This window comes from Kitasatospora sp. NPDC001539 (genome assembly GCF_040298565.1).
In the GTDB taxonomy this organism is placed as follows: Bacteria; Actinomycetota; Actinomycetes; order Streptomycetales; family Streptomycetaceae; genus Kitasatospora.
In genome coordinates, this window is sequence record NZ_JBEPAK010000087.1 from 1 (window position 1) to 26,274 (window position 26,274).

A 26,274-nucleotide genomic window follows, 5' to 3' on the forward strand; every position below is an offset into this window, starting at 1 on the left:
CCAACCCCCCCTCCCGCCCGGGCCCCGGGGGGGGGGGCGCCCGCCCCGGGGGGGGGGGCCCCCCCCCCCCCCCCGTCCGGTGCCGTGCCGGGCCTGCTGAGCCGGCTACCACATCGCTGGAAGCCGCTCGGGAATCCGCTTCATGAAGCCCGTGCGCCAGACGAGTTGCTCGACGGGGACGGCGAGCTCGAGATCCGGCAGCCGCTCCAGCAGGACCTCCAGCGCGATCCGGGCGTGGACACGCCCGAGTGCGGTGGCGGGGCAGTAGTGGGAGCCGCCGCCGAAGGAGAGGTGGTCGGCGGCGTTGGTGCGCTGCGGGTCGAAGCGGTGAGGGTCGGGGAAGGCCTCCGGGTCGAAGTTCGCGCCCTCGACCAGCACCAGGACCAGCTCTCCCCGTGCGACGTCGACGTCTCCGAGCCGCACGTCGGCGAGTGCGAGCCGGGGCAGGGCATCGCCGATGGACAGGTTCACCCGCAGCAGCTCCTCCACACCGGCGTCGAGCAGATCGCTGCGGTCCCGCAACAGGTCCCAGGCGTCGCGGTTGGTGAGCAGGTGGACCAGGGCCATGGTGAGGAAGCCGGAGGTGGAGACGGTGCCGGCGCCGAACATGGTGACCCCGACGGTGGCCAGCATCTCGTCGGTCAGGTGCGCGTAGTCCGGGTCGTCGCGCAGGGCCGCGAGTTCCGCCATCAGCCCGGTGGTGGCGGGGTCGTCCAACAGCACGGCCATGCGGGCGATGTCGCGGTCCCAGTTGATCTTCGCGCCGGCGACGGGGCAGGCCGAGTTCATGAACGCGATGTCCAGGCTGCGCAGGAACGCGCCGCCCTCGGTCTGCGGGATGCCGAGGATGCGGCAGTGCAGGCCCGCGGAGTACGGCTCGCAGAACGCTCCGCGCAGGTCGGCCGTGGGGCCGTCCTCGACGAGCCGGTCGACGAGCCGCTCCGCCTCCTGGCGCAGCCACCGCACCAGTCCGGGCGCCTTGGGGTTCAGCGCCTTCATCACCGCCCTGCGCAACCCGGCGCCGGTGATGTTGCCCATGTTGTTGACGACCTCGGGCGGGATCGTCAGCGCGTACTGGCGGGGAACGCCCGGTGCCGAGGTGTCCTTCAGCGAGAACCGTTCGTCCGTCAGGACCTGCCGGCACAGCCGGTACGAGGACACCAGCCAGGCCTCGTCCCCGGCGATCGTGCGCACCCGCCGCACCGGCGTGGCCGCGCGCAGCTGCACCAGTTCGGCGGGGAGCCGGCTGCCGTCCCGGGAGAACGGGAAGTCGAGCAGGTCGTGGCTGCCGACGGCCGGGGGCGCGGTCGTGGTGGTCGTGCTCATGCGCGGGCTCCTTCGGCGGGGGTGACGATGGCGTGGCCCTGGTTGCGGGAGGCCCGCAGGCCGGCGCCCCGGGCGTACAAGAGTTCTGCGAGCGGCAGGAGTTGGTGGTAGCAGTTGAGCGACGACGGCACGTCGACGATCGCGGGGGTGTCGAGGAACAGCGGTGCCTCGGCGCACACGTACTCCAGGCACACCGCGCGCTGCCGCTCGGTGGGTTCCTGTCCCCGTGCGGCCAGGAACCGGTTCACCAGGTCGTCGCAGACCCTGCGGAGGTCGGCGTCCGTCTCCAGGCGGCGTGTCAGCTGCCGGTGGATCTCCTGGTAGGCGGTGTTGGCCCGGAACTCGGACATGGGCCGCCAGCGCAGCCGCGTCTGCCCCGGGTCCGCCGCCGTCACGGCGTCACGGACCTTGGCCCGCACGCTCCGCAGGTTCTTCGCCGCCTTCCTGCGGGCGTCGTCGGGACCGTACCCGCACGCCTCGTACATCTCGGCCACGTGGAGGTCGGTGTAGACGAAGTCGACCCGGTCGTAGTGGTCCAGGCTCCAGGCGGCGAGCTCGTGCAGCCGCCGGGCGGAGAAGTAGCTGTTGCCGGGCGAGACACCGATGACGGCGTGCGCGCCCTCGTCGTGGATGACCTCGCAGTGGCGCGTGTAGGGCTTCACCTGGAACACCTCGGCCATCAGCGGGGGTGCTGTGATCACACGCGTGATCCTCCACCGCGCGCTCCTGCCGACCGGGGCCCCGTGCCCCTCGGTGTGCGCTGCGGCCCCGTCACTCTATCTGCGGCGTACGGGCACCGACAGTAACCGCCGGGCTTTGGCCGAAACAGTGATCGGGCGTCCGGAAGCCGCCCGCGCGCCGCCCGGGCGCCGCAGCCCCTCGGCGGGGAGGCCGCAGCCCCTCGGCGGGGAGGCAGCCGGGGCCCGGGAGAGCCGGCGGACGTCGCGCCCGCCCGGCCGGCTCTGTCCGCAAGACCGCTTGAGTCCGGCTCTGCCCACGGCGCCGGGCCCCGGCACGGCTGCCGTGCGGTGCCCCCGCCGGCTACAGGGCCGCCAGGGCCTCCGCCAGGTCGTCCAGGCCCAGCGAGCCCTGCCGCAGGGCCTTCATGTGCCAGCGTTTGAGGTCGAACCCGGCACCCAGCCTGCGCTGCGCCGCCTCGCGGCCGGCCAGCCAGGCGCGCTCACCGAGCTTGTAGCCGATGGCCTGACCGGGGCGGCCGAGATAGCGGACGATCTCGCTGTCGAGGTGGGCGGGTGTCAGGCCGACGTACTCGCCCATGAAGGCGGTGGCCAGCTCCGGGGTCCAGCGCTCGCCCGGGCGGAACGGGGAGTGGGCCGGGATGACGCTCTCCAGGTGCATGCCGATGTCGACGATGACGCGGACGATCCGCATCATCTGCTTGCCGAGGTAGCCGAGCCGGCGTGCGGGATCGGTCAGGAAGCCCAGCTCGTCCATCAGACGCTCCGCGTACAACGCCCAGCCCTCCACGTTGGCGCTGATCTTGCCCAGCGTGACCTGGTAGCGGGAGAGCTGCTCCGCCGCGCCGGTCCAGGAGGCGAGTTGCAGGTGGTGGCCGGGAACGCCCTCGTGGTACCAGGTGCTGACCAGCCGCCAGGTGCGGAACCGCTCGTGGGCGTCGCCGTTGGCCGACGGCAGGTAGGTGCGGCCCGGGCGGCTGAAGTCGAGGCTCGGTCCGCTGTAGTAGGGCGTGGCGGCGCTGCCCACCGGAGCGATCCGGGTCTCGACCCGGCGCAGCGGGCCGGTGATGTCGAAGTGACGCCCGTCGAGCGCCTCGATCGCCTCCTCGATGAGCTGCTGCAGCCAGGCCCGCATCCGTTCGGTGCCCTGCACGGTGTGTCCGTGCTCGTCCAGGTGGGCCCGGACCTGCTGGACGGCGGCACCGGGCAGGATGCGCCCGGCCTCGGTGCGCAGTTCGGCCCAGACCCGGTGGAACTCCTCCCAGGCCCAGTCGTAGGCCTCCTCCGGGTTCACGTCGGCGCCGGTGTACTGGCGGGACGTGATCAGGTAGCGCTCGCGGCCGACGGCGTCCGGTGTGCCGTCCGCAGCGGGCCGGTAGGTGTCACGGAGCCAGTCGCGGAACGCGGCCACGGCAGCGGTCGCCGCGCCCGCGGCCGCGTCCAGTTCGGGGCGGAGCCGTTGCGGGGCCGGGGCGACGAAGTCGGCGAACCAGCCGGCGCCGCCGGACGCCTCGCCGGTCCATGCGGTCAACTGGGTGGCGAGCACGTCCGCCTGCCGCGGCGCGGCGAGCAGTCTGCGGGAGATGCCCTCGGCCAGGGTGGCGCGGTAGCCGTCCAGTGCGGTGGGCAGGTTCCGCAGCCGGCCGAGCACCGGGACCCAGTCCTCCTCGGTCTCGGTGGGCATCATGGTGAGGACGCCGCGGAGCCGGTGGACCGGCGCGTGCAGGTTCCGTACGGCCCGGAAGTCCTCGCCCGCCTCATACGTCCGGGCCTCGGCCGCCAGCCGCTCGCGCAGCAGTCGGGCGCAGGTGGCCTCGGCGGGGTCCGCGTCGTACCCGGCGCCGGGAAGGGCGTCGAGTCGCGCCAGCGCCTCCCGCACCAGCCGGTAGCCCTCCTCGATGCCATCCGGTGACGGATCGGGCATCCGGTCGTCGCCCGGTGCCACGCCCAGGGACGTGGCGGTGACGGGATCGTGGGCGGCGACCCGGGCCACGTGGTCGTCGGCGATTCGCCGTGGGGTCGTCAGGTCCTCGTTCATGGTCCCCTTCTCGCCGGTCCGGTCTCGGACGGCCGGTTGGCTTCCGTTCCTCCAAGACGGTACGCGGGGTCGGGAGTTCGGCGTGCAGCGGCTCCGCGGCTGCGGGTGGGGGGGCGGCTGCAGGGGGCGCCGAGCGGGGTGTTCGCCGCGTGCCCGGGGTGCGTGCCCGGGGTGCGGGCCCGAGGTGCGGGCCCCGGGTCCGCGCGGCGGGATCAGGTGGTGTCGGGGCGGTCGTTCCAGCCGGCCCGCCGGACGGTCTCCGCGGCCTGCTCCGGATCGGGCCTCGCGTGCCTCGGGTCGGACGGCCACTGTTCGACCAGAGCGGTCGCCCAGTGGGCCCAGTCGTCCACCATGCGGTAGAAGTCGGTGAGGAAGCGGCCGACGAGCTGGGTCTGCGCGGCGCGTTCGGGAAAGGGAGCCTGGCCGGCGAGGTGGGCGCGGGCAGCGGCGAGGTTCTCGTCGTTGCGCTCGGCAGCCCAGGCGTGCGCCGCCCGGAGGGTGGCCAGCGTGTCGTCCCGGGTGCCGTTCTCCGCGAAGAAGATCTTGAGGAGCTGCTCGCACTCCAGGACCGGCCCCGTGCCGGGCTCCTGCAACCACGCGGCGAGTGCCCGCCTCCCGGCGTCGGTGATGGAGTAGACGGTGCGGGGGCGGCGGCCCACCGATTCCCTGGTGGCCTCGGCGAGACCGTGGCGGACCAGCTTCTTCGGCTCCTCGTAGAGCTTGCTCTCGGCCCTGGGCCAGATCCGGCCGAGGCTCCGGTCCATCTGGCGGGCCAGTTCATAGGTGCTCCAGGGCTGCACGGCGAGCAGGCCGAGGATGGAGTAGGAGGTGGTGGTGAGTTCGGAGGCTCTTGACATCTTCGTCCCCTGGGGAGTATTCCGGACATATCAGACATTTTAGTCCCCTTGGGAGTAAGCAGGCGGTAGACATGAGCACGAAGACCCTTGGGGTCCACCCCTCGAACGTGCAGCAGGCACGGGCCTGGGACGGCGAGGAGGGCGGATTCTGGGCCGCGAACGCCGCGCAGTTCGACGCGGCCGTCGCCGGTTACCACACCCGCCTGCTGGACGCCGCCGCCATCGGCCACGCCGAGCGGGTCCTCGACATCGGCTGCGGGACCGGCCGGACGACCGTCGACGCGGCGCGCCGCGCGGCCGACGGCTTCGTCCTCGGGGTCGACCTGTCATCGGAGATGCTCGCCGTGGCGCGACGGCTCGCCGCGCAGGAGGGCGCGGCCAACGTCCACTTCGTCCAGGCCGACGCCCAGGTCCACGACTTCGGCGCCGATCCGTTCGACGTGGCGATCAGTCGCACCGGCACCATGTTCTTCGCCGACGCCGCTGCCGCGTTCGGCAACATCGCCCGCGCGCTGCGGGCCGGCGGCCGGCTGGTGCAACTCGTCTGGCAGGCGCCCTCGCACAACCCCTGGTTCACCGGGTTCACCACCGCCCTGGCCGCCGGCCGCACGCTGCCGGCCCCGCCGCCGGACGCGCCGGGCCCCTCCTCCCTGGCCGACCCGGACCGGGTCCGCGCCGTCCTCACCGCGGCCGGCTTCGACGAACCGGCTTTCGAGGCCGTCGCCGCTCCCATGCACTTCGGCCGCGACGCGGACCGGGCGTTCCGGTTCGTCACCGGCCTGCTCGGCTGGATGCTTACCGACCTCGACGAGACCGCCCGCAGCCGGGCCCTGGCCGACCTGCGGACCACGCTCGAGGCGCATGAGACCCGCTCCGGCGTCTGGTTCGACTCCGCCGCCTGGCTGATCACCACCCGGCGGGGGGACGTCACGGGCTGACCGTCACGCCTGGGCGGGAAGGCCGCACGACCGCCAGGCCGCGCCGCCCACCCCCGATCCGCGCTGCACCACCAGGCCCGCCGGTCGCTGGCCGACGCCATGGCGTCGCCCTGCGACCGGACGGTGACGGAACACCTCGGCGGGATCCGCCGCCGGAGCACGTCATCCGTCGGTGGCGGCGTCGGCCTCCCACCGCAGCAGGTCGCCCGGCTGGCACTCGAGGACCTCGCAGAGCGCGGCGAGCGTCGCGAAGCGCACGGCCTTGGCGCGGCCGTTCTTGAGTACGGCGAGGTTCGCCGGCGTGATCCCCACCCGGTCCGCCAGCTCGCCCACGGACATCTTCCGCCGGGCCAGCATCACGTCGATGTCGACGGCGATCGGCATCAGATGACCTCGTCCAACTCCGCCTGGAGCTGCGCCGCTTCGACGTCGCGCGCAACGGCCTGGGCGAGCAGCGTGCGCAGCACGAACACGATGAGCGCGACCGCCAGGATGGCGAGACCGATACCGCCCATGATGAGCGTGACCCCCGGGTCGTCCCGCTGGCCCGGCGCGTTGACGGCCGTGACCGCGAACCACAGCAGGGACGCCGCCACGATCGCGCCGGTCACCACGTCCACGTACCGGAAGGCGGCGTGGGAGAACACGGTGCCGCGGCGCACCATCGTCACCAGCCGCCACACGCAGACCAGGACGACCTGGGCCGACACCATGCCCAGGAGCACGATCACGCGCAGCGGGGTCAGCGGGAGCGACCCGTCCTCCGGATCGTTCCCGCTGATCAACGCCCACGTCATCGACGCCTGCACGAACACCGTGCCGGCGAACACCACTGCGAGCACGGCGCGCAACGCACGCACTGCCAGCTTCCCCATGCCTCATCCCTCCATCGAATCGCGATCGGAATCTATCGTTTTTCGATAGATGAGGCAAAGGTGGGGCGAGGACGAGGCCGCAGTCGCGCTCGCGGTAGGCGCGGCCGCTCCCGGGCGCGGCGGCTGCGTGAACTGTCCGATGCCGTCGGGCCCGGCCGAGGCCTCCTGGAACCCGGCCGCGCTCGAAGTCGGCCGCGATCGGAGCCGGACACGCTGGGAGCACGACACGCCCGGAGCCCGACACGCTCGAACCCGGCCTCGCCAGAGGCGGACCGGGCGAGCCGCCTCCTGCGGTCAGACCGCGCCGCGGAGAACGTACGCCGTCATCGGGGCGGTGACCGGGCCCGGGCCGAGGAGCCTTGTCATCTCCTCGATGACGGCGGCCCGGACGGCCGGCCCGTCGCCGCGCTCCTCGACGGCCGCACGCACGGGCGTCCCGGCGAGGAACCCGGTGGCGACGTCGGCGGCCGAGGCGGCCCGGCCCTCCAGCGTCAGCTCCAGCTCGTCCTCGACGGCGAACCCGGCGGCCCGCAGGTCGGCGGCAGCGCGAGCGGGGTCGGAGTAGCCGTGCGGGACGGTCGGGAGGAACTGCGGCGGGTCGGCCGGAAAGGCCCGCTCCAGCCCGGCCTGCACCGCGGCGTCGAAGCCGTGCGCGGGAAGCGGCCCCCAGGTGTTGAACAGGAACCGACCGCCCGGGGCCAGCACCGCGCCCTGGCCAGGAAGGCCGCGACCCGGTCCGGGAAGAACATCACTCCGAACTGGCAGACGACCAGGTCGAAGGCGGCGTCCGGGAACGGCAGCCGCTGCGCGTCGGCCTGCCGCCACACCGCGCCCGGCGCCCGGGCTGCCCCGAAGGCGACCATGGCCTCGTTCAGGTCGGTGGCCGTCACCTCGGCCGTCGGCACCGCCTCGAGCAGCGCCGACGTCAAGACACCGGTTCCGGCAGCGAGTTCGAGGATCCGCCCGGGGCGGAGTGCGGCGGCCCGGGCGGCCAGGTCCGCGGCGAAGGGCCGGAAGAGCACCGGCACGAGGTACTGCTCGTAGGCTGCCGGCATGGACTCGGCCCAGCGCCGATCGGCGTCGCTTCCCGTCATCCACGTGACGGTAGCGGGGCCTCGGGAAACCCCCCTCACGCCACGCCGTCCTCGCACCTCGGGTGCGGCTCGCCCGGGACGGCCCACGACCGGCGGGCAGCGGGCCCGGGCCTCAGCCGGAGTCCCTCGCCCGGATCGCGGGCCCCTCGCTCGTGGCGCGTGCCCGGCCGGCCGGGCCCCCGGCACCTCCCGGCACGGGGAGTCGGCCTCCGTTCGCCACGGCACCGCGCCACGCTCACCCCCCGGCACCGCGGCGCCGCGCGTCGGACACTCCGCCACCCCTCCGCGCCGGAGGCCCTACCCGGCCTGCTCGTCCGGGGCGTCGGCGAGCCGGGGGGGCCGCGGCTCGGGCGGTGTTCCCCACAGTCGGCCCGGGTGCGTGTTCAGGACGATCCGGTTGTGCCGGATGCGGTTGCCGGAGAGGCACAGCCCGTACCCGTGGTGGAGAACTCGGGGCCGGCGTTGCTGCCGCTGCCACCGAACGTGAGCCAGTGCGTGGCATCGGCGCCGACGACGCCCGGTGTGCCGGTGTACTCGGCGATGCCGTCGGCGCTGGGCATGGTGCCCATGACGTGGTTGCCGTTGCCGGCCCGGTCGCTGCCGGTGGTCTGGGAGATCCCGCCGCCGGAGACCAGGCCGCGACGGCAGTCCGCGCGAGACGGCCCCGCCGCCGGGTGATCGGACAGGGGTGCGGCCGAGCACGAGCGGCACGCACCCCGCCGGCCGGTGGGGAGGCCGTCGGCCCGTTCCGCCGCGAGCCACGATCTGGATGACCACCCAGGGCAGGCGCGAGCGCGCCGTACGGATCACCAATGGCCCACCCCTGGGTCGGCCGCCAGGATTTCAGCGCTCCCGTTCCTCCCGGCCGCCAGCCGCCGACGCCGCCCCGACCCCGGGCGTCGGCACGAGAAAGGACCGTTCCATGGCCAAGGGCTCTCCGCGTCGTGTCACCGCAGGAAGGGCGCTCGCGTTCGGCGCCGTCCTGGTGCTCGCGGCGCCGGGCACCGCGTACGCCAACACCGTCAGCGGGACGGTGAGGACTCCCGGCGCGACCGCCGGGGCCGCCTCGACCTTCTCCGAGATCTCCACCCACGCCGACTGTGCGAGCGGTCTGATATCCGGTGGCGGCATCAACCAGGCCATCGGCACCGGCAGTTCGTCCAACGGTAACAAGGTCGACGGCACCGGGCCCAGCTCCGACGGCTCCACCGAGTACCTCGGCTCGACCGGCGTCGTCGGCACCGACGTGACGCACTGGCTCGCCATCGGCGGCAGCGGCGGCGCCGTGAACGCCTCCTTCTCCACCACCCCGTACGCGGTCTGCTTCACCAGCAACCTCATCAACCACACCCAGGTGGTGATGAGCAAGGTCGCCGGCCCGAGCGCGGCTTCGACCGTGGCCCTGACCGTGGCGACCTGCCCGTCCGGCACCCGCCTGCTCGGCGGCGGCGCCCGGACCACCCCGGCCGACGTGGGCAGCCTCAAGCCGATCGCCAGCTACCCGACCTTCGACGACTCCGCCCACGACCACGGGCAGAAGGCCGCGGCCGACGGGGCGACCAACCCCGACTCGTGGGCCGCGGTCGGCTGGAACGGCGGTGGCGGCGGCTCCAGCAACGAGACCTACGCCTACGCCATCTGCAGCGGTGACGCCGTCAACGTCAGTGGCGCCACCGTCACCGTTCGCAACAGCGAGGCGAGCGGCCCGAACGCGGCGACCACCGGCCAGACGGTGACGGTCGGCTGCGGCGCGGGGGACGGCAAACTGGTCAGCGGGGGCGCGGCCATCAGCCACGGAAACGTGACCGGCAGCGACTTCACCGGGCCCGGCTCCGGCGGCGACCACCTCAACGGAAGCTTCCCCAGCGACGCGAGCGGCAACCCGGTCGGCGACGGGACGACCACCGCGTCCTACTGGACGGCCTACACCCACACCGGCGGCGCCGGCTCCACGGGCAACTACTCGGACGCCTGGGCGCTGTGCGCCAGCGACGGCGTCTGATTACCCGTCACCCCGCTCGCGGGCAGGCCGCCAAGACGCGAAAGCTCCCGGCCTGCCCGCGGATCACCGGTTCCACCTCGGGCCGCCCACTCCGGCCCGGAAAGGCGACATCACCCCATGAACCGTCCGGCTGACCGCCGTTCACGCGCCCTCGGCACCGCCACCACCGCCCTGGCCGGTGCCTCCGGCCTGCTCGCCGCCGCCCTCGTGCCCGTCACCGCGGCCGCGGCGGCGCCCGCCTCGCCGTGCGGCAGCGGCGGCGTCCTCACCGTCTCCGCCCCCAGCTGCACCTACACCGCCACCGGCACGGACACCTTCACCGTGCCGGACGGCGTCACCGCGGTCAGCATCGACCTGTTCGGCGCCGAGGGCGGCAGCGCCGCCGGATACGTCTCGCCCAACCCACCGAACGCCGGCGCGCCCGGCGGCCTCGGCGGCGAGTCCCGGGCCACCTTCGCCGTGACACCCGGCCAGACCCTGCAACTCACCCTCGGTGCGGCCGGCGTCCCCGGCACCTCCCGGCACGGCGAGTTCGCCCGCCCGGGCGGCTACGGCCACGGCACGGGCGGCGGCGGGGCGCACGGCGGCGGAGGCTCGGGCGGCGGCGCCTCCGACGTCCGCACCGGCGCCTTCGGCGCGGCCGACCGGGTGCTCGTCGCCGGCGGCGGCGGTGGCGCGGGCAACGGCGGTCCCCTGCTGTACGGCGGCAACGGTGGCGGCCCGATCGGCGAGTCCGGCGGCGAGGGCGGCGGGCCGGCCGGTTCCGGCGTGGCGGGCGGCGGCGGTAGCCAGAGCGCGGCCGGCGCCGGCAGCCCCAACTCCGCACTCGGCGGCCCGGGCGCTCCCGGCGGCGACTACGACAACTGGACGGGGCTGTACAACCCGGGCAGTGGCGGCACCGGCGGCAACGGTGCCCGCGGCGGCAACGGCGGCGGTGGGGGCGGCGGAGGCTGGTTCGGCGGCGGAGGCGGATCGGGCGGCGGGAACCCCGGCAACCTGTACGGCGCGGGCGGGGGCGGCGGTAGCAGTCACGCGGCGCCCTCGGCCACCGACGCCTCGCTGCTCCAGGGCGTCAACCACGGCAACGGCCGGGCCGTCATCTCCTTCCGCTACGGCACCACCACGACGCTCACCACCGACACCGCCACGCCGCTGTTCGGGCACCCCGTCACCCTCACCGCGACGGTCGCCCCGGCCAATCCCGCCGCCCCGGCCCCGACCGGAACGGTCATCTTCTCCGACGGGACCACTCCCCTCGCGACCGTGCCGCTCACCGACGGCCGAGCCGCCTTCACCACGGCCCGGTTCCAGCCCGGAGCCCACCCGATCACCGCCACCTACAGCGGCGATCCGGGCCTCACCGCCAGCACCACGGCGGCCCCGACCGGGCTCACCGTGGGCTTCAGCGAACCGTGCATCACCACCCCCCACCACGGCCGACTGACCGTCGAGACCGATCGCTCGCTCTGCATCGCGGCCGGCGGCGTCCAGGACGGGGCGGTCACGGTACGGCCCGGCGGGGCACTGGCCGTCCTCGACGCCGAGGTCCGCGGCTCCCTGACGGCCGACGGCGCCCTCGCCCTCACCGTCTGCCGCTCCACACTCCGGGGAGCCGTCACCGTCCGCGGCACCAGCGGCTACGTCCTGATCGGATCGGACCCCGGCAGCGCCGGCGACTGCGCGGGCAACGAGATCCACGGCACGATGACGCTGGACGGCAACACCGGCGGGACGGAGGTCTCGGGCAACACCGTCACGGCCCGCTGAGTGGCGGGACCGCCCGGCCCCGGCGGAGCCGAGCGGACACCGGTACCGGGCCGTCGGGCTGCGCCGCCCGGGCGGGCGGTGGACGGCGGGTGGGGTGGACGGCGGGTGGGCAGCCGACGTCTGCCCGCTGCCCGCTGCCCGCTGCCCGCTGCCCGGCGGCCCACGACATTCCGGCCACCGGGGTCCAGGCCCCGGCGCCGGGTGACCGGGCGGGTGACTACCCGGCCGGCTCGTCCGGGGCGTCGGCGAGCCGGGGGTCCGCGGCCCGGGCGTCGCGGATCTCCCCTCGGTCCTCCTCGTGGACCTGCCGGCGGAACTCCTCGCGGATCTCCTGCGGCCCGAAGGGCCGGACGCCCTCGACCTTCGACCAGACCAGGTAGGCGAGGCCGCCGAGGGCGACCCACGCCAGCGACCACTCGATCGGGTGGACGCCCGGGTTGGCCTTGTCCGCATAGCCGTAGATGACCAACCAGCCGACGGCCGCGAGGATGCTGGGCAGCGGGTAGAGCACCATCCGGTACGGGCGGGCGAGGTCCGGCTGCCGCTTGCGGAGCACGGTGACGGCTGCGATCTGGGCGAGTGCCTGGACGATCACCATGACGCTGGTCAGCAGGGCGATCAGGATGCTCAGCGGCGGGTGCGCGGAGTCGCTGCCGACGTGCCGCGCGAAGAGGAAGCCGACGGCGGTGACGCCGCCCATGGCGAGCAGCCCGACGACCGGGAAGCCGTGCGCGCGGTGCAGCTTGGCGAAGGAACGGAAGAACATCCCGTCGCGGGCCGCGCCGTAGGGCACCCGGGAGCCGCCGAGCAGGCCCGTGAAGACGGAGGCGAAGGCAGTGATCAGGATCAGCACCGTGACGGTGTCGGCGGCGCCCTTGCCCCAGGTCCGCTCCAGTACGGCGGAGGCGACCGACGTGGAGGCGACCTGGTCCGGGTCCAGCATGTCGTGCCAGTCGACCACGCCGAGGACGCCGACCTGCATCAGCAGGTAGATGCCCATGATGGCGAGGATCGAGAAGATGATCGCGCGCGGCATGACCCGGCCCGGGTCCCTGATCTCGGCGCCCAGGTAGGAGGCGGTGTTGTAGCCGAGGTAGTCGTAGATCCAGATGGTCAGACCGGCGGCGAACCCGATCCAGAAACGGCCGTGGGTCGGTTCGATCGCGTGGGCGGGCCAGCTGAAGGCGAGCGAGGCGTGGAAGTCGGTGAAGGAGGCGAGGATCACCGAGCCGACCGAGATGATCATCACGACCCACATGGCGACCGTGATGGTGCCGACGGACTCGACCCGGCGCCACAGCAGCACCACGATCAGGGCGAGCACCGCGACGCCGAAGACGTCCCCCTGAAGGGTCGTCATGCCGGGCCAGAGGTAGCCGAGGTACTGCACCAGTCCCTGGACGCCGGTGGACATGATCAGCGGAATGAAGAGCATGGCCGTCCAGACGAACAGGAACGGCATCAGCCGCCCGGTGCGGTACCGGAAGGCCTCGCGCAGGTACACGTAGGTGCCGCCGGCGCCGGGCAGCGAGGCGCCGAGTTCGGCCCAGACCAGGCCGTCGACCAGGGCGAGCAGGGCGCCGGCGATCCAGCCGATGACGGCCTGCGGGCCGCCGAAGGCGGCGACCATCAGGGGGATGGTCACGAACGGTCCGATGCCGCACATCTGGCTCATGTTGATCGCGGTGGCCTGGAAGAGGCCGATTCTCCGGGTGAAGCCTGAGGACACGGGTGGCTCCGGGGGGTGGGGGCGGACCGGGACGATGCGAGTCGCGGATCAAGTTAGGAAGGCTTACTTATTCCGTCAAGAGCCCGCGGGCCGTTCCCCGACCTCATGGGCGCAACGATTCGGCCGCCCTCCCGAACCCCGGGGCCCCCTCCCGAACCCCGGCCCCCTCCCGGCTCCCCGGGGGCCGCAGAACGGGCCGGGCTGGCCGCCGACCACTGCTGCGGTCGTGCGCGGCACGGGCGCGGCGACCGGGGGCGGACCCACTCGCACGAGTCCGGCCAAACGTTTGGCTCATCGGTTGACCCAAACGTTTGGGTACGGCATCCTGGGCCCCCGAAACAGGGGGTGCCGATGACTCAAGAACCCATACCCGCAGTGCTCTTGAAACCCGTTCCGCTCCGGAGGCTGCCCGCCTACCGGCGCCTGGCCGCCGCCGGTCCGGTATTAGGCCTGGTCATGCTGGGCGCCGCCGTCAGGGTGGTGGCGCGGTCCGATCGGGCCGGCATCGGCGCCGTGGGCGGCGTGCTCGTCGTCGCCCTGCTGGCCGTGTCCGCCCTGACCTGGCTGGGCGTGTACCGCTGGCAGCGTTCGCACCGCCAGCGGGTCGCCTATGCGAACGGCCTGCTGACCGTCACCGACCGCCGCGGCCGGAGCTCTTCGGTCGAACCGACCGCGGCCACCGCGCACCCGGTGCGCGGATCCAAGGGCGAGTCCGTGCTCCTGGTGGTGTCGGGCACGGCGGGCCGGACGCCGGTGGTGCTGCGCGCGGAGCACTGGGACTGGCAGCGCCTGCAGGACAGGGTGTTCCGCCCCTGCGGGTTCACCATCGCGCTGGCGTCCGAGCGCGACAGCACGCCACAGGCGCTGCGGACGGCGTACCCGGGGCTGCGGCTGCCGTTCTCCGTGGCGCGGCCGTACCTGTTCGCGGCCCTGCTCACCGTCGGCATCCTCGTCCTGATCGCAGCCGTCGTCGTCCTGGTGTCCCTGCCCTACCTGACGTCGGGCACGGGCTCCTGACGCACGGACCGGCCCGGGCCACGGCCCGCCGGTGTCCGTGCCCGACCGGCGAGCCCGGGCCCCTGTCCGGACGCCGGTGCCGGGCACCGCATCCGGGTGCCGGGACCGCGCGCCGGGACGGCCGTGCGAGCCCGGGCGCCGGGACCGTCGTCAGCGAGCGAACTTCTCGATGGCGGCCGCGGTGACCGGGGCGAAGAAGTTGACGAGGTTGCCGTCGGGGTCGCGGACGAGCAACGACCGGTTGCCCCAGGGCATGGTGGTGGGCTCGGTGACGAAGTCGGCGACGAGGCCGGTCAGGTTCCGGTACACGGCGTCCACGTCGTCGACCAGGAGCTCGGTGATCACACTGCGGTTGTCCGCCGGGCGGGCGGAGCCCGGCGCGAACAGCGGGACGGTGCGGGTGCCGGCGACGGCGAGGGTGGCACCGGGGGTCCGGAGTTCGGCGAAGTCCTCGGTGGCCCAGGCCGCCACGATGCCGGTGGCCTTCTCGTAGAACCCGACGAGGCGTGCGACGTCGCCGGTGATGATGCGGATCGAGACGAAGGCCATGGTTCTCTCCCAGGGTGGTGGAGTCGCTGCACGTCGCAGGCTAGGACGAATAGGGGACAGAATCGGTCCACTATTCGCGTCCTCGCGTTAGGCTCGGCGCATGTCTCGACCCACCGGGCGCGTGCTGACGCTCCTGGAGCTGCTGCAGTCCGGCGGCGTCCGGACGGTGGCCGAACTGGCCGACCGGCTCGGCGTCGACGGGCGGACCGTACGGCGCTACGTGGACCACCTGCTCGACCTCGACGTCCCGGTGGAGGCGGTGCGGGGCCGCTACGGCGGGTACCGGCTCGCCGCCGGCTACCGCCTGCCTCCGCTCATGTTCAGCGACGACGAGGCACTCGCCGTGCTGCTCGGGCTGGTCGCCGGCCACCGGCAGGCGACGACGGCGGTCGCGGGCACGGCGAGCGAGACCGCGGCGGCCAAGATCCGCAGGGTGCTGCCCGGGCGCCTGGCCCGCAGGCTGGAAGCCGTCCTGGAGTCCCTGGCGTTCACCGCGCCGCCCGGGGAGCTCGCCGGCCCCGACGCCGAGCTCCTGCTCACCGTCGCCGATGCGGTGCGCCACCGGCGGCCGCTCTCGATCAGGTACACCGACCGGGGCGGCCGTCGCAGCGAACGCCCCCTGCACGCGTACGGGATCGTCTCCCACGCGGGCCGGTGGTACGTCACGGGCACGGATCCCGGGATCGGTGAGGACCGGACCTTCCGGCTCGATCGCATCGCGACCGCGAGGGTCCTGCCCGGCACGTTCGAGGCGCCCGCCGGACTCGATCCGGCACAGCGCGTGCTGTCCGGGTTCGCCACGGCCGAGTACCGGTACGAGGTGTCCCTGCGCATCCACGGGACGGACGAGCTGATCCGCGCCCGCCTTCCGGCCGGCGTCGCGATCCTGGAGGAGGGCGCTCAGCCGGCGGGCGCGGACCCGGCGACCGAGCGCTGGCTGCGGGTCGAGCTGCGGGTGGAGAACCTCGACTGGTTGCCGCCGGTCCTCGCCTCGCTCGACCGGCCGTTCGTCATCGAGCGCCCCGACGAATTGCGCGACCTCGTCCTCGCGCTCGCCGACCGCCTCGCGGCCGGCGCCCGTCGCACCTGACAGCGCGGCCCGGGGCTGAGCGGCGGCCGCGGAAAGCCGGGCCGCTCCCGCCGCACGAGGGTGGGTGCGGCAGGGCTACCCTCCTCTCGCCGCAGGCCCGTACGTTGGTCGGCATGCACACGAAACGGCTGAGTGAGTTCCTGCGGGCCCGGCGCGCACTGGTGCGCCCCGAGGACCACGGGATGCCCGCCGGGGTGCGCCGTACTCCCGGTCTGCGACGCGAGGAGATGGCCGTCCTCGCGGGGGTGAGCACCGACTACTACGTGCGGCTGGAGCAGGGGCGCGAGCGCAACCCGTCGCCCCAGGTCCTGCGGGCGCTGGCGGCCGCCCTGCTGCTGAGGGACGAGGAGGCCGCCTACCTGCGCGCGCTGGTCGATCCGCCGCGTCCCGGACGCCCCGGGCCGGCCCGGGAGTACGCGGGCCCGCAGCTGGTGTCCCTGCTGGACACCTGGGTGGACACGCCGGCGCTGGTCTACGGCCGGTACCTCGACCTGCTGGCCGTCAACTCCCTGGGCGAGGCGCTGTTCTCCTGGCTCGGCAGCGGGACCAGCCTGATCACGGCGATGTTCCTCGAACCGGCCGCGCGGGAGTTCTACCGTGACTGGCCCGTGGTGGCGCAGGGGTGCGTGGCCGCGCTGCGGGCCGCGAATCCCGCTCCGGACGACCGGCGGTTGCAGGACCTGGTGGGCGAACTGTCGGTACGCAGCCCGGACTTCGCCCGCATGTGGGCCCGTCACGAGGTCCGGGCCAAGTCGGCCTCGACCAAGCGCTTCCGCCACCCGCTGGTCGGCGAACTCACCCTGGGCTTCGAGACCTTCTCCGTCAACAGCGCCCCCGGCCAGCACCTGGTCGTGTACCGGGCCGAAGCCGGCAGCGCCGACGAGGAGTCGCTGGCCCTGCTGGGAAGCCTCGCCCTCGCCGAGTTCCCACCCGATTCCCACGACGTCCACGACGTCCACGACGAAGGACACCTCCCCCATGACCTCCCCTGACTCCCCCGTGTGGTTCATCACCGGCTGCTCCTCCGGCCTGGGCCGGGCACTGGCCCGGGCGGTGCTGGACCGCGGATGGCGGGCGGTGATCACCGCCCGGGACCCGGGCACGGTCGCCGACCTCGTCTCCGGACACGAGGAGCGCGCCGTCGCCGTGGCCCTGGACGTCACCGACTCCGAGCAGATCGCGTCGGCGGTCGCCCGGGCCCGGGCCGCCTTCGGGCGGATCGACGTCCTGGTCAACAACGCCGGCTACGGCTACCTCGCCGCCGTCGAGGAGGGCGAGGACGACGAGGTCCGCGCCCTGTTCGAGACCAACGTCTTCGGCCTGGTCGCCACCACCAAGGCCGTCCTGCCGGGCATGCGGGCCCGTCGCGCCGGCCACATCGTGAACATCTCCTCGCTCGGCGGTCTGGTCGGCTTCGGCGCCACCGGCTACTACCACGCCACCAAGTTCGCCGTGGAGGGCCTCTCCGAGTCGCTCGCCGCCGAAGTCGCCCCGTTGGGGATCAACGTGACGATCGTCGAGCCGGCCGCGTTCCGCACCAACTGGTCCGGACCCTCCATGCGCCAGTCCGCCACCACCATCGACGACTACGCCGACACGGCGGGCGCACGCCGCGCCGGCACGCTGGCCACCTACGGCCGCCAGCCCGGGGATCCGGCGCGCGCCGCCCGGGCCGTCATCAACGCCGTCACGGCCGAGGAGCCCCCGCTGCGGCTGCTGCTGGGCAAGGCCGCGTACGACATCGCCACCGCCAAGCTGGACTCCCTCAAAGCCGCCTTCGACGACTGGCGGGAGGTGACCCTCGGCGCCGACTTCCCCGCCGAGCGCACCGCAGGCTGACGGCGCGCACCCGCGGCAGCCACCGGCACCACCCGACGGCCGGACCCCGGCCGGGGCGCCGCAGGGGCGCTCCGGCCGGGGCCGGCCCGCTCGAGCACCGCAATCTGAAACCTGCTCGGACGCTCCGGCTTCACCGCCCGCGTCCCGGCCGCCGGTGCTCCGCGACCGCCGCGCGGGACGAAGGACGCCGTGCGGACCTGGCAGTGTGCTGGTCGAGGCCCGGCTCTTCCCCTCGCGGGAACCGGTCCGCGCAGGTCGGCGTCCTCCCATGAGTCCGCAAGATCGACTTCGCCGAAGGGCGCATCCATGACCGGTACGGCTGCCCGCTACCTCTATCTCGCCCGTCACGGTGAGGCATCGCCGGACGAGAGCGAACTGACGGATGCGGGCCGCCGCCAGGCTGCCCTGCTGGGGGAGCGGCTCCGCGGCGTCCCGCTGACGGCGATCCACCACGGCCCCCTCCCCCGCGCCGAACAGACCGCCCGGCTGGTCAGTGAGCAGCTGGGCGGAGTCCCCTGTCGCCGTTCCGAAGCGGCCGGCGACTACCTCCCCTACCTGCCGACGCGCGAGGAGCTGCCGCCGGAGGCAGCGGACGCCTGGATCGAGTTCCTGCACCGGTTCCCGGTCGAGGAACGCGAGCAGGGCCCCGGGCTCGCCGCCGCGGCACTCGCAGAGTTCACGGGGCCGGTCCTCGGAGACGAACCGCGGCACGAACTCGTCGTCACCCACAACTTCCTCGTCGGCTGGCTCGTCCGAGCCGCCCTCGACGCGCCCGAGTGGCGATGGTTGGGCATCAACCACGCCAACGCGGCCCTGACCGTCATCCGCTACACGCCCGACCGTCCCCCGGCGGTCCTGCTCTTCAACGACACCGGCCACCTGCCCGCCGAGCTCCGCTGGACCGGATTCCCGCCGGAGCTCCACGTCTGAGGCCCGCGGAGGAGTTCGATGACGAACCGTCGGAGGCGATCCGGACCCCCGGCCTGACCCTCGCCACGGGCTGACCGCCCCCTCCGGCGGGTGCCGGGTGCCGGTCTTCCGCCCGCCGGCGGGAGGCCGGCGCCCGTGTCGGGACACCCGCGACATCCGGGGTTCACCCGGTCTTCGCGCTGCGGCCTCCCGGGGAAGCTTCCCTCCCGTGATGGACGTTCACGTGGACCGGCCCACGGCTCGCCGCGATCCAACAGTGATCCGAAGGCTCTTGACGGAGACTTTGTTAGCGTTAACACTTCATTTCACGCCAGGCCGGAGCCCTGCGGAGCCGACTCCCTCGATCCACGAGGTCCGCCCCCGGTCGGCCCCCGCTCGACCGCTCCCGGCCACCCGGGCAGCAAGGTGGCGCCATGCCGGTCGCGGAAGATCACTGGAGGAACTGTGCGCAAGCTTTCAGCGGGCCTCGTCGCCGCAGGTCTCGCTCTCTCCCTGGCCGCCTGCGGCCAGAGTGCCAACGGCGCCGGCGACGGCGCGGCGAATGGGGACGCCAAGGGCGGTCTCGTCGGCATCGCCATGCCGACCAAGGCGTCGGAACGCTGGATCAACGACGGCAACAACATGGTCAAGGAGTTCCAGGCCAAGGGCTACAAGACCGACCTGCAGTACGGCGACAACGTGGTGGAGAACCAGGTCTCCCAGGTGGAGAACATGATCACCAAGGGCGCCAAGCTGCTCGTGATCGCCGCCATCGACGGTTCCTCGCTCACCAACGTGCTGCAGAAGGCGGCCGACGCCCACATCCCGGTCATCTCCTACGACCGGCTGATCCGCGGCACGAAGAACGTCGACTACTACGCGACCTTCGACAACTTCAAGGTCGGCGTCCTCCAGGGCGGCTACATCGTCGACAAGCTGGGGCTCAAGGACGGCAAGGGGCCGTACAACATCGAGCTGTTCGCGGGCTCGCCGGACGACAACAACGCCACCTTCTTCTTCAACGGCGCGATGAGCGTCCTCAAGCCGTACATCGACCAGAAGAAGCTGGTCGTGCAGAGCGGCCAGACCGAGTTCAACCAGGTCGCCACGCTGCGCTGGGACGGCGGACTCGCCCAGTCCAGGATGGACAACCTCCTGAGCAAGGCCTACACCTCCGCCCACGTCGACGCCGTGCTCTCGCCCTACGACGGCATCTCGATCGGCATCATCTCCTCGCTCAAGGGCGTCGGCTACGGCACCGCCAAGTCCCTGCCGGTCGTCACCGGCCAGGACGCCGAGCTGGCCTCGGTGAAGTCGATCATCGCGGGCGAGCAGACCCAGACCGTCTACAAGGACACCCGCCAACTGGCCAAGGCCGCGGCCCAGATGGGCGACGCGCTGCTGACCGGCGGCAAGCCCGAGGTCAACGACACCAGCCAGTACGACAACGGTGCCAAGACCGTCCCGGCGCAGCTGCTCCAGCCGGTGAGCGTCGACAAGGACAACTACCAGCACGTGCTGGTGGACAGCGGCCAGTACACCGCCGACCAGCTGAAGTAGTCCACCGGGCCCGCCCGGCGGGGCCGGCTCCCGACCGGCGGTGCGGGGCCCGGAGAACCCGTGGCCACCGCACCGCCCCGAACGATACGGACGCACAACCATGGCTGGACCCGTTCTCGAGATGCGGTCGATCAGCAAGTCGTTTCCCGGCGTCAAGGCGCTCTCCGAGGTCAACCTGACCGTCGCCGCCGGCGAGGTCCACGCCATCTGCGGCGAGAACGGCGCCGGCAAGTCCACCCTGATGAAGGTGCTCAGCGGCGTCTACCCGCACGGCAGTTACGAGGGCGAGATCCTCTTCGAGGGCGAGCCCTGCCGCTTCAGGGACATCCGGGCCAGCGAGCAGCGCGGCATCGTCATCATCCACCAGGAGCTGGCGCTGGTGCCGTACCTGTCGATCGCCGAGAACGTCTTCCTGGGCAACGAGCACGCCACCCGGGGCGTCATCAGCTGGCACCGGACGCTCACCCACGCCGGCGAACTGCTCCGTCAGGTCGGCCTGGACGAGAGCCCGCAGACCAGGGTCGCCGATCTCGGGGTGGGCAAGCAGCAGCTGGTGGAGATCGCCAAGGCGCTGGCCAAGAAGGTCAAGCTGCTCATCCTGGACGAGCCGACCGCCGCGCTGAACGACGAGGACAGCCGCAAGCTCCTCGATCTGATCCTGGAGCTCAAGGCGCAGGGCATCTCCTGCATCGTCATCTCGCACAAGCTGAACGAGATCGCCCGGGTCGCCGACGCCGTGACGATCCTGCGCGACGGGCGCACCATCGAGACCCTCGCGATCGGCCCGGAGGGCATCTCCGAGGAGCGGATCATCCGCGGCATGGTCGGCCGGGACCTCGAGCACCGCTACCCCGACCGCGTCCCGGACGTCGGCGAGGTCGCCCTCGAGATCGAGGACTGGAGCGTCCGGCACCCGATCGACCAGCAGCGCCTGGTGGTGGACGGTGCCTCGCTGAACGTGCGGCGCGGCGAGATCGTCGGCATCGCCGGCCTGATGGGCGCCGGCCGCACGGAGCTCGCGATGAGCGTCTTCGGCCGCTCGTACGGGCGCTGGAGCGGCGGACGGGTGCGGCTGCACGGCCGGGAGATCCGCACCCGGACGGTGCCGGAGGCGATCGGGCACGGCATCGCGTACGTCACCGAGGACCGCAAGCGCTTCGGCCTCAACCTCATCGACGACCTCAGCCGGAACATCTCGCTGAGCGCGCTCGGCAAGGTCGCCCGGTTCGGCCGGGTCGACCGGCACGAGGAGGCCAAGGTCGCCGAATCGTTCCGGCGGTCCATGAACATCAAGGCCCCGACGGTGTTCACCCGGACCGGCACGCTCAGCGGCGGCAACCAGCAGAAGGTCGTCCTCAGCAAGTGGATCTTCGCCGAGCCGGAGGTGCTGATCCTCGACGAGCCCACCCGGGGCATCGACATCGGCGCCAAGGCGGAGATCTACGCCGTCATCGCCGAACTCGCCGCCCAGGGCAAGGCCGTGCTCGTCATCTCGTCCGAACTCCCCGAACTCCTGGGCCTGTGCGACCGGATCTACACCATGGCCGAAGGCCGGATCACCGGCGAGGTGGCCCGTGCCGACGCCACCCAGGAATCCCTCATGCGGCTCATGACCATGAGCGCCGCATCCAGCAACGAGCAGGTGTGAGGCATGGCCCAGACCGAGATCATCCCGGATTCGTCCCCGAAGGCACCGCAGGCCGGCCCGAGCCCGACCGCCGGCTCCGTCCTGGCCCGCGCGCTGCGCGGCAACGTGCGCCAGTACGGCATGCTGGTCGCCCTCGCGCTGATCGTGCTGCTGTTCCAGATCTGGACGGACGGCATCCTCCTCCAGCCGCTCAACATCACCAACCTGATCCAGCAGAACGGCTACATCCTCATCCTGGCGATCGGGATGATGATCGTCATCATCGCCGGGCACATCGACCTCTCCGTCGGCTCACTGGCCGCCTTCGTCGGAGCGGCCGCCGCGGTGATGATGGTCCGGCACCACGTCCCGTGGCCGGTGGCGATGCTGGCCGCGCTGGTCATCGGCGCCCTCGCCGGCGCCTGGCAGGGGTTCTGGATCGCCTACCTCGGGATCCCCTCGTTCATCGTCACCCTGGCGGGCATGCTGCTCTTCCGCGGCGGCACCCAGATCCTGCTCCAGGGCCAGTCGGTGGCGCCCTTCCCCAAGGGCTTCCAGAGCATCAGCAGCGGCTTCCTCCCCGAGGTCGGCCCGCACACCGACTACCACAACCTCACCCTGCTGCTGGGCCTCGCGGTGTTGGCCGTCGCGATCCTCCAGGAACTGCGCGGCCGGCGCCAGACCGCCGCGTACGGGCTGGAGGTGCTCCCGCTCGGACTGTTCCTCGCCAAGCTCGCCGTCATCACGGCCGCCGTGCTCGTCTTCACCCTGCTGCTGGCCAGCTACCACGGCGTGCCGATCGTCCTGCTGATCCTCGGCGCCCTGCTGGTCGGCTTCGGCTACCTGATGCGCAACTCGGTCATCGGCCGGCACACCTACGCCATCGGCGGCAACGAGGCCGCGGCCAAGCTGTCCGGTGTGAAGAGCAAGCGGGTCGTCTTCCTCGCCTTCACCACCATGGGCGTCCTCGCGGCGCTCGCCGGGCTGGTCTTCGCCGCGCGACTCAACGCCGGCACCCCCCAGGCCGGCATCAACTTCGAACTGGAGGCCATCGCCGCCGCCTTCATCGGCGGCGCTTCCGCCAGCGGCGGCGTCGGCACCGTCATGGGCGCGATCATCGGCGGCCTGGTGCTCGGCGTGCTGAACAACGGCATGTCGCTGGTCGGCGTCGGCACCGACTACCAGCAGGTCATCAAGGGGCTGGTGCTGCTCGCAGCCGTCGGATTCGACGTCTACAACAAGCGCAAAGCCGGTTCCTGATCCCCTTCGACCGCGGGCGGGGAGCAGCACCGTGATTGAGGGCACGGTGCAGCTCCCCGCCCGCTCGTCACCTCTCCGGTGGGACGGTGACGGAGGTGTCCCGGCGCGGCCCGGGAGGAACTCCCGGGGGCTTCCGGCTGGTGGGCCTCGCCCCGGCGAGCCGCCGGTCGGCGGTGGCGGCCCCGGCCGGCCCACCAGCGCGCCCGGCGCAGGCGGAACGACTGCGGCCACGGGCCGTGCGCGCCGGCCGAGCGACCGCTGGGGGACCACCTCTCCGTCACCGCGCCCAGGCGGCGGACCGACACCACCGCCCGCCCATCGCTCACCCACCGTCCGCCCGCAACTCGGTCACCGTGCGCCCGCGGCTCGGCCGCCGCAGAAAAAATCCCGCACCGGCGCGGCAACCTTTCCGTCTCCGGCGACCACTGGTCGCTGAAACGTCGAGTCGATCCACCGGGTCGAGCTACCGAATGGGATGGGAATGAGGGCAACGAAGCACGCCGCCCGGCAGTCGGGCCGCCGGCGGTCGAACCCCCGGCGCGGGCTGGTGCTCGGCATACCGGTGACGCTGGTGGCGGTCGGAGTACTGGCCTGCCTGGCCTTCGCGCTCCTCCGGGCGAGCGGGAGCCGGGACGCCGGCGCCGCGGAGCCGGCCGCCGCCTCCGTCGGGGCCGCCGCGCCGAGCACGCCCCCGGACGCCGCCGCACCGGGCGACCCCGCACCCTCGACGGCAGCGCCGTCGGTCAGCGGCCCCGCGACCTCGGCCGCCGCCACCCCGTCAGCCTCGGGCAGCGCGACGCCGTCGGCCACCGCGGCGCCGCGGCCATCGGCCCCCACCGCCCCCAGGGCCACCGCGCCGCCGCCGAGCGCCGGCAAGGCCGCCGACGACGCCTCCGGCGGCGCACCGGCCGCGGCGTCCCTGGCCGGGCGGATCAAGCCCGGGGCGGACTACCAGGGCGTCGCCACGTCCTACGACGCCGCCGACGGCAACGGCGCCTGCTCCTTCGGGCCGTCCGGCGACCTGATGATCGCCGCGATGAACCACACCGACTACGAGACGTCCAAGGCGTGCGGCGCCTCCGTGCTCGTCCGCGCCGCCAACGGGGCGAGCGTCACCGTGCGGATCGTCAACGAGTGCCCGCTGCCCTGCGCCCCCGGGCAACTGGACCTGAGCCACGAGGCCTTCACCAAGCTCGCGGACCTCTCGGTCGGCCGCCTGCCGATCACCTGGACGCTGCTGAGCCCGGGCACGGCGCCCGCCGCGGTGTCGCTCCGGTACAAGGCCGGCTCCAGCCAGTGGTGGTGCGGGATCCAGGTGATCGGACACCGGAACCCGGTCGCGTCCCTGGAGGTCCGGGCCGGCGCCGGCTGGCGGCAGCTGTCGCGCACCGACTACAACTACTTCCTCTCCCCCGACGGCACCGGATGCGGTGGCCCGGTCAGGATCACCGACATCTACGGGGAGCGACTGACCGTCGACGGGATCGCGGTGGAGCCGGACGTCGTCCAGCCGACCCGCGTCCAGTTCGCCCGGCATTGACGGCGCTGCTCGCCCGTCGGCCGTCGGCGACGGCCGTCCAGGGCCACCACCACCGCACCAGGGAGGGCACTGCTAGGCTCATGCCGCTTGTTAACGCTCACATAGCAGGGAGAGGGCGACCGGGGGAAATGCTCCTCGATGACGCGTCCGCGGAGTTCCACGACTTCTTCGAACGCCACCACGCCGAACTCGCCCGTCTCGCCCACCTCCTGACCGGTGAGACGGACGCGGCCGACGACCTCGCCGCAGACGCCCTGATCGCCCTGTGGCAACGCTGGGACCGGCTGCGCGCGGCCGACCACCCGCTCGCCTACGCCCGCGGGGTGGTCGCCAACATGGCGCGCGCCCGGATCCGCAGCGCGGTCCGCGAGCGGCGCCGGGTGCTGCTGTTCTGGACCCGCGGCCCGGAGCGGACCGAAGGGCCGGACGTGGCGGCCGTGCTGGACGTCCGTGCCGCGCTCGCCAGGCTCCCGTTCCGCAAGCGGGCGTGCGTGGTGCTGCGCCACGCCTTCGACCTGTCCGAGAAGGACACCGCGGCGGCGCTCGGCATATCGGTCGGTACGGTGAAGAGCCAATGCTCGAAGGGCATGGCCGAGCTGCAACAGCTGCTCGGCGCGCGAGCGGTCGGAGAACTGGCGGCAGGAAGGAGGAACCGGTGAACGAGCCCATCGCCCGGCAGCTGCGCGAGGCCGCCGAGGCCCACCAGCCCGACCGCGCACGGATGCTGGCCCGGGTGCAGCGCGGCGCGGTCGGCCCCGCTCCCCGTCACCGCGCGCGGTCGGGCCTGCGCTCGTGGCCGAGGGCCGCGCTCGCCGGCCTCGCCACCGCCGGGATCCTGGCCACCGGCGGCCTCGCCGTGGCCGCCATCGTCCAGACCCGGCCCTCGCCGGAAGCCACCACCGCGCCTGCGGCCCCGTCCCCGACCGCCACGCCCTCGCCGACGCCCTCGGCCCCGCCGACCACCTCGGCTCCGGCCCCGGCGCCCGCCGCGACCACCCCGGCCACGGCGCGCCCGACCCCGTCCGCGACCGGCCGGGCCCAGAACGGCCCGTTGTGGTCGGAGGCGTCGGTCGACGCGCACAGCAACCTCTACTGGGCCCAGAGCGACCTGATCCTGAGGACCGTGCAACCGCTCACCTCGCTCACCGTCGAGCTGCGCATCGCGCAGACCGGCGACGTGCGCGACACCGGCAACTGGCGGACCCTGCCGAGCGACGACTTCACCGTCACCTCCCAGGAGTCCGGCGGCGTACTGGTCTACCGCTGGGTCCTCAGACCCGGCCGTACGGTGCCCGCGGGGCAGCACGAGTTCGCGGCGCAGTACAACCACGCCCCGGGGGCGCGCAGCTCCGCCAACGACACCTACCGGGTCGACGCCCAGTCGGCGGGCGGCTCCTCGTCCGTCGGGGGAGGCTTCGCCCCGGCCCGCTGAGCCCCGGCACGCTCAGTCCCGGCACGCTCAGTCCCGGCACGCTCAATCCCGGCACGCTCAATCCCGGCACGCTGAGGCCCGGCACACCACGCGCATGCGCACCACGGCGGCGCCCGCTCGAACGAGC

At 73.3% G+C, this 26,274-nt stretch carries 23 protein-coding genes and 1 pseudogene; 14 read left to right on the forward strand and 10 right to left on the reverse strand.

Annotation, left to right across the window (positions count from 1 at the left end):
• Positions 1–105: 105 nt before the first annotated feature.
• The 4 genes from ABT247_RS15960 to ABT247_RS15975 all read right to left on the reverse strand — a co-directional run bounded on the left by ABT247_RS15960 (position 106) and on the right by ABT247_RS15975 (position 4,919).
• Positions 106–1,326 carry a cytochrome P450 gene (locus tag ABT247_RS15960; RefSeq protein WP_350743154.1) on the reverse strand — a complete coding sequence of 407 codons (1,221 nt, stop codon included), beginning with the start codon at positions 1,324–1,326 and terminating at the stop codon, positions 106–108.
• The gene (locus ABT247_RS15965) at positions 1,323–2,027 is read right to left on the reverse strand and encodes a cyclodityrosine synthase (protein WP_350743156.1); all 705 of its coding nucleotides are present in this window, start codon (positions 2,025–2,027) and stop codon (positions 1,323–1,325) included. The genes ABT247_RS15960 and ABT247_RS15965 overlap by 4 nt, the downstream gene beginning before the upstream one ends.
• Before the next feature lie 340 nt (positions 2,028–2,367).
• The gene (locus ABT247_RS15970; protein ID WP_350743158.1) at positions 2,368–4,062 is read right to left on the reverse strand and encodes a DUF885 domain-containing protein; all 1,695 of its coding nucleotides are present in this window, start codon (positions 4,060–4,062) and stop codon (positions 2,368–2,370) included.
• Positions 4,063–4,274: 212 nt separating this feature from the next.
• Positions 4,275–4,919: a PadR family transcriptional regulator gene (locus ABT247_RS15975; RefSeq protein ID WP_350743160.1), complete on the reverse strand. Its 645-nt coding sequence runs from the start codon at positions 4,917–4,919 to the stop codon at positions 4,275–4,277.
• 71 nt (positions 4,920–4,990) lie between these two features.
• Between ABT247_RS15975 and ABT247_RS15980 the strand changes: the two genes are divergently transcribed.
• The gene (locus tag ABT247_RS15980; RefSeq protein WP_350743162.1) at positions 4,991–5,857 is read left to right on the forward strand and encodes a class I SAM-dependent methyltransferase; all 867 of its coding nucleotides are present in this window, start codon (positions 4,991–4,993) and stop codon (positions 5,855–5,857) included.
• Between the two features lie 162 nt (positions 5,858–6,019).
• Here the strand turns inward: ABT247_RS15980 and ABT247_RS15985 are convergent, their stop codons facing one another.
• The 4 genes and pseudogenes from ABT247_RS15985 to ABT247_RS16000 all read right to left on the reverse strand — a co-directional run bounded on the left by ABT247_RS15985 (position 6,020) and on the right by ABT247_RS16000 (position 8,386).
• Entirely contained in the window at positions 6,020–6,241 is a 222-nt protein-coding gene (locus ABT247_RS15985) for a helix-turn-helix domain-containing protein (protein ID WP_350743164.1), read from the reverse strand.
• Complete coding sequence (locus ABT247_RS15990) at positions 6,241–6,732, reverse strand: DUF2975 domain-containing protein (RefSeq protein ID WP_350743166.1); 492 nt, start codon at positions 6,730–6,732, stop codon at positions 6,241–6,243. The genes ABT247_RS15985 and ABT247_RS15990 overlap by 1 nt, the downstream gene beginning before the upstream one ends.
• 294 nt (positions 6,733–7,026) lie before the next feature.
• A pseudogene (locus ABT247_RS15995) lies at positions 7,027–7,787 on the reverse strand (class I SAM-dependent methyltransferase).
• Between the two features lie 422 nt (positions 7,788–8,209).
• A complete protein-coding gene (locus ABT247_RS16000) occupies positions 8,210–8,386 on the reverse strand; it encodes a hypothetical protein (protein ID WP_350743168.1) in 177 nt (58 codons plus the stop codon).
• Positions 8,387–8,748: 362 nt separating this feature from the next.
• On the opposite strand from ABT247_RS16000, the gene ABT247_RS16005 reads away from it, so the two are divergent.
• Together ABT247_RS16005 and ABT247_RS16010 are read left to right on the forward strand one after the other, a co-directional pair.
• Positions 8,749–9,828 (forward strand): hypothetical protein, encoded by a 1,080-nt coding sequence (locus tag ABT247_RS16005; RefSeq protein WP_350743170.1) that lies wholly within the window; start codon positions 8,749–8,751, stop codon positions 9,826–9,828.
• Between the two features lie 117 nt (positions 9,829–9,945).
• Entirely contained in the window at positions 9,946–11,595 is a 1,650-nt protein-coding gene (locus ABT247_RS16010) for an Ig-like domain-containing protein (RefSeq protein WP_350743172.1), read from the forward strand.
• A gap of 217 nt (positions 11,596–11,812) precedes the next feature.
• Here the strand turns inward: ABT247_RS16010 and ABT247_RS16015 are convergent, their stop codons facing one another.
• On the reverse strand, positions 11,813–13,270 hold the full coding sequence (locus ABT247_RS16015; protein WP_502892453.1) for an APC family permease: 1,458 nt from the start codon (positions 13,268–13,270) through the stop codon (positions 11,813–11,815).
• 510 nt (positions 13,271–13,780) lie between these two features.
• Between ABT247_RS16015 and ABT247_RS16020 the strand changes: the two genes are divergently transcribed.
• Positions 13,781–14,341 carry a hypothetical protein gene (locus ABT247_RS16020; protein WP_350743176.1) on the forward strand — a complete coding sequence of 187 codons (561 nt, stop codon included), beginning with the start codon at positions 13,781–13,783 and terminating at the stop codon, positions 14,339–14,341.
• A gap of 150 nt (positions 14,342–14,491) precedes the next feature.
• On the opposite strand, the gene ABT247_RS16025 is transcribed toward ABT247_RS16020, so the two are convergent.
• Positions 14,492–14,890 carry a VOC family protein gene (locus ABT247_RS16025; RefSeq protein WP_350743178.1) on the reverse strand — a complete coding sequence of 133 codons (399 nt, stop codon included), beginning with the start codon at positions 14,888–14,890 and terminating at the stop codon, positions 14,492–14,494.
• A gap of 100 nt (positions 14,891–14,990) precedes the next feature.
• On the opposite strand from ABT247_RS16025, the gene ABT247_RS16030 reads away from it, so the two are divergent.
• From ABT247_RS16030 to ABT247_RS16075, 10 genes are all read left to right on the forward strand, one after another.
• Positions 14,991–15,980, forward strand: coding sequence for a helix-turn-helix transcriptional regulator (locus ABT247_RS16030; RefSeq protein ID WP_350743180.1), 990 nt, complete (start codon positions 14,991–14,993; stop codon positions 15,978–15,980).
• 113 nt (positions 15,981–16,093) lie between these two features.
• Positions 16,094–16,972: a helix-turn-helix domain-containing protein gene (locus tag ABT247_RS16035; RefSeq protein ID WP_350743182.1), complete on the forward strand. Its 879-nt coding sequence runs from the start codon at positions 16,094–16,096 to the stop codon at positions 16,970–16,972.
• Entirely contained in the window at positions 16,959–17,819 is an 861-nt protein-coding gene (locus tag ABT247_RS16040) for an oxidoreductase (RefSeq protein WP_350743184.1), read from the forward strand. The genes ABT247_RS16035 and ABT247_RS16040 overlap by 14 nt, the downstream gene beginning before the upstream one ends.
• A gap of 306 nt (positions 17,820–18,125) precedes the next feature.
• Positions 18,126–18,749: a histidine phosphatase family protein gene (locus ABT247_RS16045; protein WP_350743186.1), complete on the forward strand. Its 624-nt coding sequence runs from the start codon at positions 18,126–18,128 to the stop codon at positions 18,747–18,749.
• A gap of 444 nt (positions 18,750–19,193) precedes the next feature.
• Entirely contained in the window at positions 19,194–20,288 is a 1,095-nt protein-coding gene (chvE, locus tag ABT247_RS16050) for a multiple monosaccharide ABC transporter substrate-binding protein (RefSeq protein WP_350743188.1), read from the forward strand.
• Positions 20,289–20,388: 100 nt separating this feature from the next.
• The gene (mmsA, locus tag ABT247_RS16055) at positions 20,389–21,936 is read left to right on the forward strand and encodes a multiple monosaccharide ABC transporter ATP-binding protein (protein ID WP_350743190.1); all 1,548 of its coding nucleotides are present in this window, start codon (positions 20,389–20,391) and stop codon (positions 21,934–21,936) included.
• Between the two features lie 3 nt (positions 21,937–21,939).
• On the forward strand, positions 21,940–23,175 hold the full coding sequence (gene mmsB, locus ABT247_RS16060) for a multiple monosaccharide ABC transporter permease (protein ID WP_350743192.1): 1,236 nt from the start codon (positions 21,940–21,942) through the stop codon (positions 23,173–23,175).
• A 481-nt stretch (positions 23,176–23,656) separates the two neighbouring features.
• Positions 23,657–24,715, forward strand: a complete 1,059-nt coding sequence (locus tag ABT247_RS16065; protein WP_350743194.1) for an expansin EXLX1 family cellulose-binding protein — start codon at positions 23,657–23,659, stop codon at positions 24,713–24,715.
• Positions 24,716–24,843: 128 nt separating this feature from the next.
• On the forward strand, positions 24,844–25,374 hold the full coding sequence (locus tag ABT247_RS16070) for a SigE family RNA polymerase sigma factor (protein WP_350743196.1): 531 nt from the start codon (positions 24,844–24,846) through the stop codon (positions 25,372–25,374).
• On the forward strand, positions 25,371–26,147 hold the full coding sequence (locus ABT247_RS16075; protein WP_350743198.1) for a hypothetical protein: 777 nt from the start codon (positions 25,371–25,373) through the stop codon (positions 26,145–26,147). Before ABT247_RS16070 ends, ABT247_RS16075 begins: the two co-directional genes overlap by 4 nt.
• The last annotated feature ends 127 nt before the right edge of the window (positions 26,148–26,274 follow it).

What these genes read in the sequence shown, in the direction of transcription:
- ABT247_RS16010 (WP_350743172.1), top strand. Translation starts at nt 9,946, where the DNA reads ATGAACCGTCCGGCTGACCGCCGTTCACGCGCCCTCGGCACCGCCACC.
- mmsA (WP_350743190.1), top strand. Translation starts at nt 20,389, where the DNA reads ATGGCTGGACCCGTTCTCGAGATGCGGTCGATCAGCAAGTCGTTTCCC.
- ABT247_RS15975 (WP_350743160.1), bottom strand. Translation starts at nt 4,919, where the DNA reads ATGTCAAGAGCCTCCGAACTCACCACCACCTCCTACTCCATCCTCGGC.
- ABT247_RS16030 (WP_350743180.1), top strand. Translation starts at nt 14,991, where the DNA reads ATGTCTCGACCCACCGGGCGCGTGCTGACGCTCCTGGAGCTGCTGCAG.
- ABT247_RS15990 (WP_350743166.1), bottom strand. Translation starts at nt 6,732, where the DNA reads ATGGGGAAGCTGGCAGTGCGTGCGTTGCGCGCCGTGCTCGCAGTGGTG.
- ABT247_RS16025 (WP_350743178.1), bottom strand. Translation starts at nt 14,890, where the DNA reads ATGGCCTTCGTCTCGATCCGCATCATCACCGGCGACGTCGCACGCCTC.
- ABT247_RS15985 (WP_350743164.1), bottom strand. Translation starts at nt 6,241, where the DNA reads ATGCCGATCGCCGTCGACATCGACGTGATGCTGGCCCGGCGGAAGATG.
- ABT247_RS16035 (WP_350743182.1), top strand. Translation starts at nt 16,094, where the DNA reads ATGCACACGAAACGGCTGAGTGAGTTCCTGCGGGCCCGGCGCGCACTG.
- ABT247_RS15960 (WP_350743154.1), bottom strand. Translation starts at nt 1,326, where the DNA reads ATGAGCACGACCACCACGACCGCGCCCCCGGCCGTCGGCAGCCACGAC.
- ABT247_RS16065 (WP_350743194.1), top strand. Translation starts at nt 23,657, where the DNA reads ATGAGGGCAACGAAGCACGCCGCCCGGCAGTCGGGCCGCCGGCGGTCG.
- ABT247_RS16000 (WP_350743168.1), bottom strand. Translation starts at nt 8,386, where the DNA reads ATGCCCAGCGCCGACGGCATCGCCGAGTACACCGGCACACCGGGCGTC.
- ABT247_RS15970 (WP_350743158.1), bottom strand. Translation starts at nt 4,062, where the DNA reads ATGAACGAGGACCTGACGACCCCACGGCGAATCGCCGACGACCACGTG.
- ABT247_RS16070 (WP_350743196.1), top strand. Translation starts at nt 24,844, where the DNA reads ATGCTCCTCGATGACGCGTCCGCGGAGTTCCACGACTTCTTCGAACGC.
- ABT247_RS16005 (WP_350743170.1), top strand. Translation starts at nt 8,749, where the DNA reads ATGGCCAAGGGCTCTCCGCGTCGTGTCACCGCAGGAAGGGCGCTCGCG.
- ABT247_RS16045 (WP_350743186.1), top strand. Translation starts at nt 18,126, where the DNA reads ATGACCGGTACGGCTGCCCGCTACCTCTATCTCGCCCGTCACGGTGAG.
- mmsB (WP_350743192.1), top strand. Translation starts at nt 21,940, where the DNA reads ATGGCCCAGACCGAGATCATCCCGGATTCGTCCCCGAAGGCACCGCAG.
- ABT247_RS15980 (WP_350743162.1), top strand. Translation starts at nt 4,991, where the DNA reads ATGAGCACGAAGACCCTTGGGGTCCACCCCTCGAACGTGCAGCAGGCA.
- ABT247_RS16020 (WP_350743176.1), top strand. Translation starts at nt 13,781, where the DNA reads ATGCTGGGCGCCGCCGTCAGGGTGGTGGCGCGGTCCGATCGGGCCGGC.
- ABT247_RS16015 (WP_502892453.1), bottom strand. Translation starts at nt 13,270, where the DNA reads ATGAGCCAGATGTGCGGCATCGGACCGTTCGTGACCATCCCCCTGATG.
- ABT247_RS16040 (WP_350743184.1), top strand. Translation starts at nt 16,959, where the DNA reads ATGACCTCCCCTGACTCCCCCGTGTGGTTCATCACCGGCTGCTCCTCC.